Here is an 8,636-nt window from a genome sequence, read left to right on the forward strand (position 1 = left end):
TTTATTTTGCTGATCCTTATTGTTCATGGCAACGCGGGCTCAATGAAAACACCAATGGCCTATTACGACAATATTGGCCGAAATCAACAAATTTCAAAAAAGTATCGCTATCAGAAGTCCAAGATGTAATAGTAAAACTCAACGATAGGCCAAGAAAGAAAATAAATTACCAAACGCCAGCCAAATTAATGGCTGAACATAGAGTGGCGATAGCTGCTTAGCGGTTATGCACTTCAGAGTTGAATCTAAGAGAGTAAAAGCCTCTGCATTTCATCTTTATGTCCCCCTTTGCTGTATATGGCTAAAAATATTTTTTCTGTCATACAAATATCTCAAATGAAAGCGTACTTAAATGTACATGTTTACTGTTTTATATAATAATAACTATAATCATCTAAATTGACTAAATATAACCTATTAATAATTTAACTTACAATTCTTATCATTAACAATGTCTTTATTGAGTCGTAGATATTTTATATGTGAATTTGAATGTATCTCACCGCAACGAAGTTTATCTAAACACTTTTTTAATACGATTAGATCACCTTGATAAAATGCCGAATATTGTAATTTAAATTGTTGATAATTTTTGACCGCATTGTATTTTTTTTTGCAGTCTAATAGACTATCTTTTAATTCCTCTAAGTTATTATTGTAAACAATAAAGTTATCGCCTAACTGGCCCTCACCTCCCTGATTCACCTGTTTATTCAAATAGTGAGAGGCAACCCAACCGCTAAAAGGAGTGAATATATAATTACCACATAATTGATTTTCAACTATCGGCAATCCAAATGATTCTTTGAATGATAAAAATAATGCACTATGTTCTTGATAGATTTTTTTTATTTCATTTTGACTATAACGACCTGAAAGTTCAGTAAAGGCTATATTGCTTTCTTCTAGTGCTTGAATCTGTAATGCGCGATATTTCTCAAAACCTTTACGTTTAAAATCGAGTAAAACTTTAAATTTTTCACCCGTTTTTGGTATTAAAATATCATCCCGCAGATCATGACCTATGACTGAATAGGGGTGTTCTTCTTTGCTTAGGGGGTAAATACTGCTAATTGATGCAGCTAAATACCAATCATAACGTTCGAGACCAAAACCTCCCGCTTTAATAATACTATTGCTCCAATTACCTCTAGTAGCTAAGTAGTAATTTTGGTACAAAATGATAGGTACATTATTTTGTTGTTGTCTGATTTGCTCTATACGATGTAGTTTTTGTTTCAGAAAAGCATCAGGAATATTACATACAACAATAATGGCATCATACCCATTGAGTTGAGCTTCAAATTGTTTAACTAATTGTAAAGTGACTTTCTGGTGCTGATAATATGTTTTAGGGCTGAGAATATTCAGACCTGACTTTACAAAGTTTTTACAGTTAATACTTACGTTATTAATATAACTGTAATTAAGCATAGCTAAACCATTATCAAATATTTCAGATTGAACAGATAAGTGGCTCAACATGTTTTGCAAACCAGTTGCCATAGGCTTTATAAAACTAGGTGTATTATTTGCTAAAATTGCAATTTTCATGGTTCATATAATTAATAAGTTGTTGTGCTGATTTCTTCTGTGAATAAGGTATTTTGCCCTGTGTTTTGGCATGACCAACAGCAATAAGCATCGTGGGTCTGATTATATCTGACAGATTCAGGATTTGGGCAATTTTTAACTCTTGTTGCTCAATATCAGGCCAATTCAATGCGCATGAACTTAAGCCTAATGTTTCTAAAGCTAGCATAAATTGCATACTAGCTAACGAGCTATCAATATAAATTAAATGCCTGTCGCGCTCAGTTGGATAATAAGATAAATTACCTGTTACTACGATCAGGCATTGAATGTTATGTGCAAAACCCTTTGTACCTAAAGGTAAAGAAGCTAGTGTAGCCAGTAATGGTTGCTGATCAACCACATTGAACATAAAAGGCTGCCGATTACAGGCGCTAGGTGCTGTAGATGCAATATTAATTGCTTTTTCTAACAGCGTCCTTGATACCGCTTTGGCTGTAAACCATCTAACAGATCGACGCTGGTTACACAAAGAGAAAAATTGTTCAAAGGTAACGTCTGAAATGACTTTATTAGCAAAAGAATAAGGTACATTCTTAAAGTTATTTTTTTCAGCTGTTTTGTCTATGAATTTTTCAAAAATAATCTTGATTTTTTGAGGTAATAAATTTTCGTCAATGGTGTCAAAATATACACTAAGTACTTCTTTAGCCCATATAAGCTCTTCTTTGTCATGAGTAGTATTTTTCCGTAATTTCACATACTCATTAATCGTTTCGGTAATATAACTGAGTGCAAAAATAGGCTTCTGCGGCTGCATTATCAAACCTTTTTCTATTCTGTGAATATTACGTCTCAATAATACACTACTGTCATTATCACGCCCTTTATACTTTAAATAAGCAACTCGTGCTTTCAAAACTGACTGATGCTCCCGTGAAAACTGTTGGCTAAAAAGACAATAGTATAAAGATGAAGAAAAACGTGAAAACGAAAATAAACTCAATAAAAGTAGCTTTAGCTTACTATTTATCAACAGCATTAATAGCTTAATTGAGTTTGGCATGTATTTTTTAATAAACGAGATGATCAGGACTCTCCAACTATATTAGTTATTATGCTGTAATTACACTTTTATCTATATTGATAAACACTTTATCCCAAGTGTAGTGTTGATGCATAAGTACTCTTGATTTTTCACTAAATGATCGCCATTTGGTTTTATTTTTCAGTAATTCAAGTACACAGTAAGCAAAATCAGCCATATCACTGGTAATGTAAGCATGTTCTGCATTATTTAATGCAATTCCCTCTGCAGCAATTGGTGTCATTACTGTTGGAATACCTCTATAAAGGCTATTTATCACCTTCACTTTTATACCACTACCAAACCTTAAAGGGCAAATAAAAACCCTGTGAGTTTGATAAAGTACGTCTAAATGCTCAACAAATCCTAGTAAATTTAATTTAGGCTCTAACTTTAATAATATATTTTTCATTTTAGGCGAACATCTACCTACGATTGTAAAAACAACATTAGGTTGCTGCGCTTTAATTAATGGCCAACTGTGTTTTAAAAACCAGAGTAAACCATCAATATTTGCTTCCCAAGTTAAAGTACCAATATACAGTATGTTTAATTGTGTATTTTCATAGGTTAAATTTTTAAGTGTTAAATTACGTGCATCACCTAAATGAAACGTATTAATAAACTTACTAGAGTTGGCTCCACCCCCTATTAATGCAGCTTTATCATTTGGTGCTGCTAATGTAACGTTAGTTCGTTCTATCATTCTTAATTCATACCGTTTAATTCGATATGACTCTATAAGCAATAATAATTTTTTGATTGGATTTTTAACCAGTTTTGCATACCTCGACCACATAACAAACTCAGCATTATGCTGATGTATAACGATACGTCCCCTAAAGCTGGGTGGTATATATTGAAACATTAAATAATGGTCAATAAAAATCACATCATATTTATCCGCTATCGAATTAACTTTTTTCTTTAGCTCAACTGAATAATTACGATAAATAGTTAAGGGTAAGAATAGGGCGTAGCTTGATAGTAGCGTCTTAATATTTCTCTTTCTATCTAAGTTAAAGCTAAAAGTTTTTAAACGTGGCAAAGCTTTTTTAAACGTTGTCAAAGGAGTCTGTTCTTGTGAGCCTTTTATCAAACAACCTAAAGTAACATCGTGATTGGTCAGTAGGTGTTCTACAATTTTAAAGCTTTTTATAGTACCACCGCTAATTGTAGGGTATGGAAGCTCTGGGGTTAAAAATAAGATTTTCATTAGATAGGTTCCACATGTTACTTTTCAACAACATAAATATATGATTCATAATATTTAATATACAATTAACAATTAACAATTAACAAGTATTATTGCACTAGCTTACTCAATTATTCGACTATTAACCTAGAGGTTCAAAAACCCATAAAAATTCAACAACTTAATTTTTTTAGTTCGGGTTAACTTAAGTAATAATCGATAAAATTGTTCTAAATCTAAATTATACTAAATTTTTGGAGCTCGCTTTACACCGCTGGTAAATACATTGTAAGTCCCTCAAACTCCCATCACAAATGTCTTTGCTCCTTGGCTTTGCACTTAATCATAAATTACTATTGTCCTGGAGACCCCGTGGTAATTAATAGAATATCAGGTTGATATTCCAACAGTAGGTTCAACTTACTCAGCCAAGATAAATAGTGGCGTAAACTCACTATCAACGATTTTTTTCTTGGCATAATCTAAGAACAAACCCGCCGCCGAAACCGAATAGTTTTTACTTCGCTCGCGGTCAGCAAATAGTGAAATAATATTACGCGTTAATGCCAGTTCAGTAAACTGCGATAAATTAGTTACGTCCATATACCTATACTTTTAATAAATGAGTGTTAATAAAGAAAGATGCCCAAGCACCCGAATAACCTGTAAGTTGGCATCAATGCTAGCAATTGGCAAAAAAAGCGTAAAACCTGATGGACTAAAGCCCAACCTAAACAGGGCCTACAGCCAACACCACAAACTTTGCAGCTTGCTTTTTGTAGGTCGGACTTTAGTCCGTCAACCGCAAGGCAGCCACAAAACATAATAACCTACGCCACTACAATCCTGTAAAAAAATAACAAAATATCACAGGGAGAAAAGAATGAGGACTGCATGAGGAAACACAAAAACATAAGGTGCTTTTAAATGTCTAAAGCCCTACCTCATTCCCTCCTCATTCTTTCCTCCCTGTAAAAAAATAAAACCTGATGGACTAAAGTCCAACCTACATAGGGCCTACAGCCGAAACCATAAAACTTTAAGCTTGTCTTTTGTAGGTCGGACTTTAGTCCGTCAACCACAAGGCAGCCACAAGGCAGCCACAAGGCATAATAACCTATGCCACTACAATCTATGTAAAAAACAATAAAATATCTCACAGGGAGAAGAGAATGAGAACAGCAGGAGGTAAAAACATTAAAACATAAAACGCTTGTAAATATTTAAAGCCCTACCTCATTCCCTTCTCATTGTTTCCTCCCTGTAAAAAAATAAAACCTGATGGACTAAAGTCCAACCTACAAAGGGCCTACAGCCGAAACCATAAAATTTTAAGCGTGTCTTTTGTAGGTCGGACTTTAGTCCGTCAACCGCAAGGCAGCCACAAAACATAATAACCTACGCCACTACAATCCATGTAAAAAACAATAAAATATCTCACAGGGAGGAAAGAATGAGAAGTGAATGAGGTAAAAACACCAAAACATAAAGTGCTTGTAAATGTTTAAAGCCCCACCTCATTCTCTTCTCATTGTTTCCTCCCTGTAAAAAAATAAAACCTGATGGACTAAAGTCCAACCTACAAAGGGCCTACAGCCAACACCATAAACTTTGAAGCTTGTCTTTTGTAGGTCGGACTTTAGTCCGTCAACCGCAAGGCAGCCACAAAACATAATAACCTATGCCACTACAATCTATGTAAAAAACAATAAAATATCTCACAGGGAGGAAAGAATGAGAACAGCAGGAGGTAAAAACATTAAAACAACAAACGCTTTTAAATATTTAAAGCCCCACCTTATTCCCTTCTCATTGTTTCCTCCCTGTAAAAAAATAAAACCTGATGGACTAAAGTCCAACCTACATAGGGCCTACAGCCGAAACCATAAGATTTGCAGCTTGTCTTTTGTAGGTCGGACTTTAGTCCGTCAACCGCAAGGCAGCCACAAAACATAATAACCTAGACTGACGTTACAAGTGGTTTTTATCTGATATCACTATTAACAAAGGTGTTAATGACGAAGGTTCGTGTCAACATTCAGTTAATAAAGGTGATATTCATTAGTGATAGCGTAGCGCTGAATTTAGGTGATCATTTTTAACCCCATTACAGCGCATTTGCTAGTAATTCTCGCTAACAAGCATTGCTTTAAATCATCAGGAAGATTGGAGTTCAATAGAATAGGACCTGCTTTTTTATCAATTGCAGCAACAAAACTAGCAATGAGTATGGTTGCTGCTTTTGCTGCTATACCCAATGCTTGTGCCAGCAAATAGAAATCTTCAAAAGTATAGTAACCATAAGTGTCATAGCTTTTACTAAAGTGGGCATGTTCGGCTTCAGATTCAAGTAAATTTAAGCTTAACTCTACATTGAAATATTCTTTATATGGCGCAACACTCAGCATGTCATAAACGGGTGTAAAACCATCGAACGTGACTGTTTTGTTCAACGGTTTTCGATACAACGAAAAATTCTTTAAATGCATATCATTGTTGCCAACTACATAGCCAAATATCAACATCCGTAAAGCGGTCAACCCCGCTGCTTGTGCACCAGCACAACTATCAATCATCTGTTTTAAGGTACGCTCATAAGAAAGAGAATCACTGTTTTTATGTCTTGGTGCTACATTGCATATGCTCGCACCATCTTCGATAAAAAATCGCTCTTTGGATTTAGCAATCAGGTCAAAGCGTTTAGTTATATAAGCAAACTCACCGTCTTCAAATCGCACAACTGAACATTGCGCGGTCTTCAATCCAACAGCTTCACATAACTTCATAATGGCATGTTCATTTTCAGAAAGTGAACGGAAAGCGTTAGGCGTCGGTTTAACGATATATTCACCGTTATAACTTGGCATAAGCACACCTTTTTCCAGATGCATAAACATCTTTCGCTGAACCCCTGAGATTGATGAACCTGTAGTGTGATCCATTACTAGCTCATCAAATTCATTCGCAGTGCCTTTAATGCATACAGGAGTGACTGCACCATAGAATGATTTTAAATGACTTTTACTGTACCCCTCGACGATATTGCTTGCTTTGACAGACTTTAAACTTCCCTTGCAAATATAGTTTTCCATATTAAACCTCTTTGTCTGGGATCACCGAAATAGCCCCAATAAGTTCACTGCCATTGGCAAGTAGCAAACCGAAATAGTCATCCTTACTAAGATTAGATTTTTTAGTTTGATGGCCTCGAAGCCAGCCTTCACTAACAAGATTTGAAAAAAAAGGCGGTAAATGATCGCTGATATAAGGTGTGCTGGTTAAGGGGTAATAATGGCCAATAGGCGAGCCATTTGTTAGGTAATCATCTTCATACTCAAAAACAAACTGCTCTTTTTTGAGATCAGTATATTCTGAAATCATACCGGCAATAATGCCATTAGCCTTTATTATCCCTCTCCTATTTAATTTAAGCATTATGAGCGCCCAATTAAAATCTGATAACCAATCACTGATGACAAGGCATTGATTGTTGACATCGAAGCTTTTAGTGGATTTTTCAGGGTTTGAGTCAATGTGGTTGTGGAAATACCAGCCAACACGCAAATATCCGCTTTTCTGATACTGTTGTCAGTGCAATATGATTCTATTAGCTCAGGAAAATCTTTGAGCATAATAAACGCTAATGCAGCATTATTTTGCGCTTCTAATGCTTTAACTTGCTCTTTAAGGTTATCGATGGTGTCGACAACCTGTTTGAATTGTTCATTCATAATCAAATCACAGAAATATTGCAGTTAACTATTAAAAGCTAACTATAATCAAACTTTATCTGGAAAACAACGTTAAAAACAAATAAATACGTATATTTATACTGAAATTTTATTTAAAGCAAAGAAAATTTTGATTTAAGCTATTGATGAACGGGTATGAAGTATTTGAAGGGAGTACCTTTAATCGGAAAACGAAACTTTATAGTTTTATTTTAATTGACGTACATTAAAATCATATCTCACACGGAGAAGTGAATGAGAACAACAGGAGGAAACACCAAAAAATAAAACGCTTTTAAATGTTCAAAGCCCTACCTCATTCCCTTCTCATGGTTTCCTCCCTGTAAAAAAATAAAAATATCTCACAGGGAGAAAAGAATGAGGACTGCATGAGGAAACACCAAAAAATGAAGTGCTTGTAAATATCTAAAGCTCTACCTCATTCCCTTCTCATTGTTTCCTCCCTGTAAAAAAAATAAAACCTGATGGACTAAAGTCCAACCTACATAGGGCCTACAGCCAACACCATAAACTTTGAAGCTTGTCTTTTGTAGGTCGGACTTTAGTCCGTCAACCGCAAGGCAGCCACAAAAAACAATAACCATGCCACTACAATCCATGCAAAAAAATAACAAAATATCACAGGGAGAAGTGAATGAGGACTGCATGAGGAAACACAAAAACATAAAGTGCTTGTAAATGTTTAAAGCCCCACCTCATTCCCTTCTCATTATTTCCTCCCTGTAAAAAAATAAAACCTGATGGACTAAAGTCCAACCTTGTATCTCTCTAGATAGAATAATAAGCTATTATTCTATGACAAGAACTAAGAGAGTTTGAGTCCAACCTTAAAGCGTTGACTTTGGCATGTAGATGAAACCCTTAGTTCATTTTATCTTAAAAACTGGATGGTATCCAAGTGCCTTTCTAAGAAAGTGACACTGCATGAACAAGGGAAGCTAAGAGATGAATTATGATATTGGCATTGATGTTGCTAAAGATAAATTTGATTGTCTTTGGTTAAAAGATATAAAGTCACTGAAAATCAAAACGAAGGTTTTGCCTAATTCAAAACAGGGTTTTCAGCAAT

At 34.9% G+C, this 8,636-nt stretch carries 8 protein-coding genes; 1 reads left to right on the forward strand and 7 read right to left on the reverse strand.

The features are described 5' to 3' along the window. Window positions 1-221: IS30 family transposase (locus tag ESZ39_RS16640; protein WP_146878534.1), on the forward strand; the 221-nt coding region annotated here is incomplete at its 5' end. Between the two features lie 196 nt (window positions 222-417). Here ESZ39_RS16640 and ESZ39_RS16645 read toward each other — a convergent pair. The 7 genes from ESZ39_RS16645 to ESZ39_RS16675 form a co-directional block, all read right to left on the reverse strand. Next, entirely contained in the window at window positions 418-1,554 is a 1,137-nt protein-coding gene (locus ESZ39_RS16645) for a glycosyltransferase (RefSeq protein ID WP_146881049.1), read from the reverse strand. Further along, window positions 1,529-2,452, reverse strand: coding sequence for a nitroreductase family protein (locus ESZ39_RS16650; protein ID WP_191321831.1), 924 nt, complete (start codon window positions 2,450-2,452; stop codon window positions 1,529-1,531). Before ESZ39_RS16650 ends, ESZ39_RS16645 begins: the two co-directional genes overlap by 26 nt. A 196-nt stretch (window positions 2,453-2,648) precedes the next feature. Next, entirely contained in the window at window positions 2,649-3,836 is a 1,188-nt protein-coding gene (locus ESZ39_RS16655) for a glycosyltransferase family 4 protein (RefSeq protein ID WP_146881051.1), read from the reverse strand. A gap of 399 nt (window positions 3,837-4,235) precedes the next feature. Next, a complete protein-coding gene (locus tag ESZ39_RS16660; protein ID WP_146881052.1) occupies window positions 4,236-4,418 on the reverse strand; it encodes a hypothetical protein in 183 nt (60 codons plus the stop codon). Between the two features lie 1,481 nt (window positions 4,419-5,899). Continuing rightward, window positions 5,900-6,907 carry a type II toxin-antitoxin system HipA family toxin gene (locus tag ESZ39_RS16665; RefSeq protein WP_146881053.1) on the reverse strand — a complete coding sequence of 336 codons (1,008 nt, stop codon included), beginning with the start codon at window positions 6,905-6,907 and terminating at the stop codon, window positions 5,900-5,902. Between the two features lies 1 nt (window position 6,908). Next, window positions 6,909-7,250, reverse strand: a complete 342-nt coding sequence (locus ESZ39_RS16670; RefSeq protein ID WP_146881054.1) for a HipA N-terminal domain-containing protein — start codon at window positions 7,248-7,250, stop codon at window positions 6,909-6,911. Further along, window positions 7,250-7,546, reverse strand: a complete 297-nt coding sequence (locus tag ESZ39_RS16675; protein ID WP_146881055.1) for a hypothetical protein — start codon at window positions 7,544-7,546, stop codon at window positions 7,250-7,252. Before ESZ39_RS16675 ends, ESZ39_RS16670 begins: the two co-directional genes overlap by 1 nt. Window positions 7,547-8,636: the final 1,090 nt, after the last annotated feature.

Origin of the sequence: Colwellia sp. C1TZA3 (assembly GCF_007954265.1) — a bacterium.
Lineage (GTDB): Bacteria > Pseudomonadota > Gammaproteobacteria > Enterobacterales > Alteromonadaceae > Cognaticolwellia.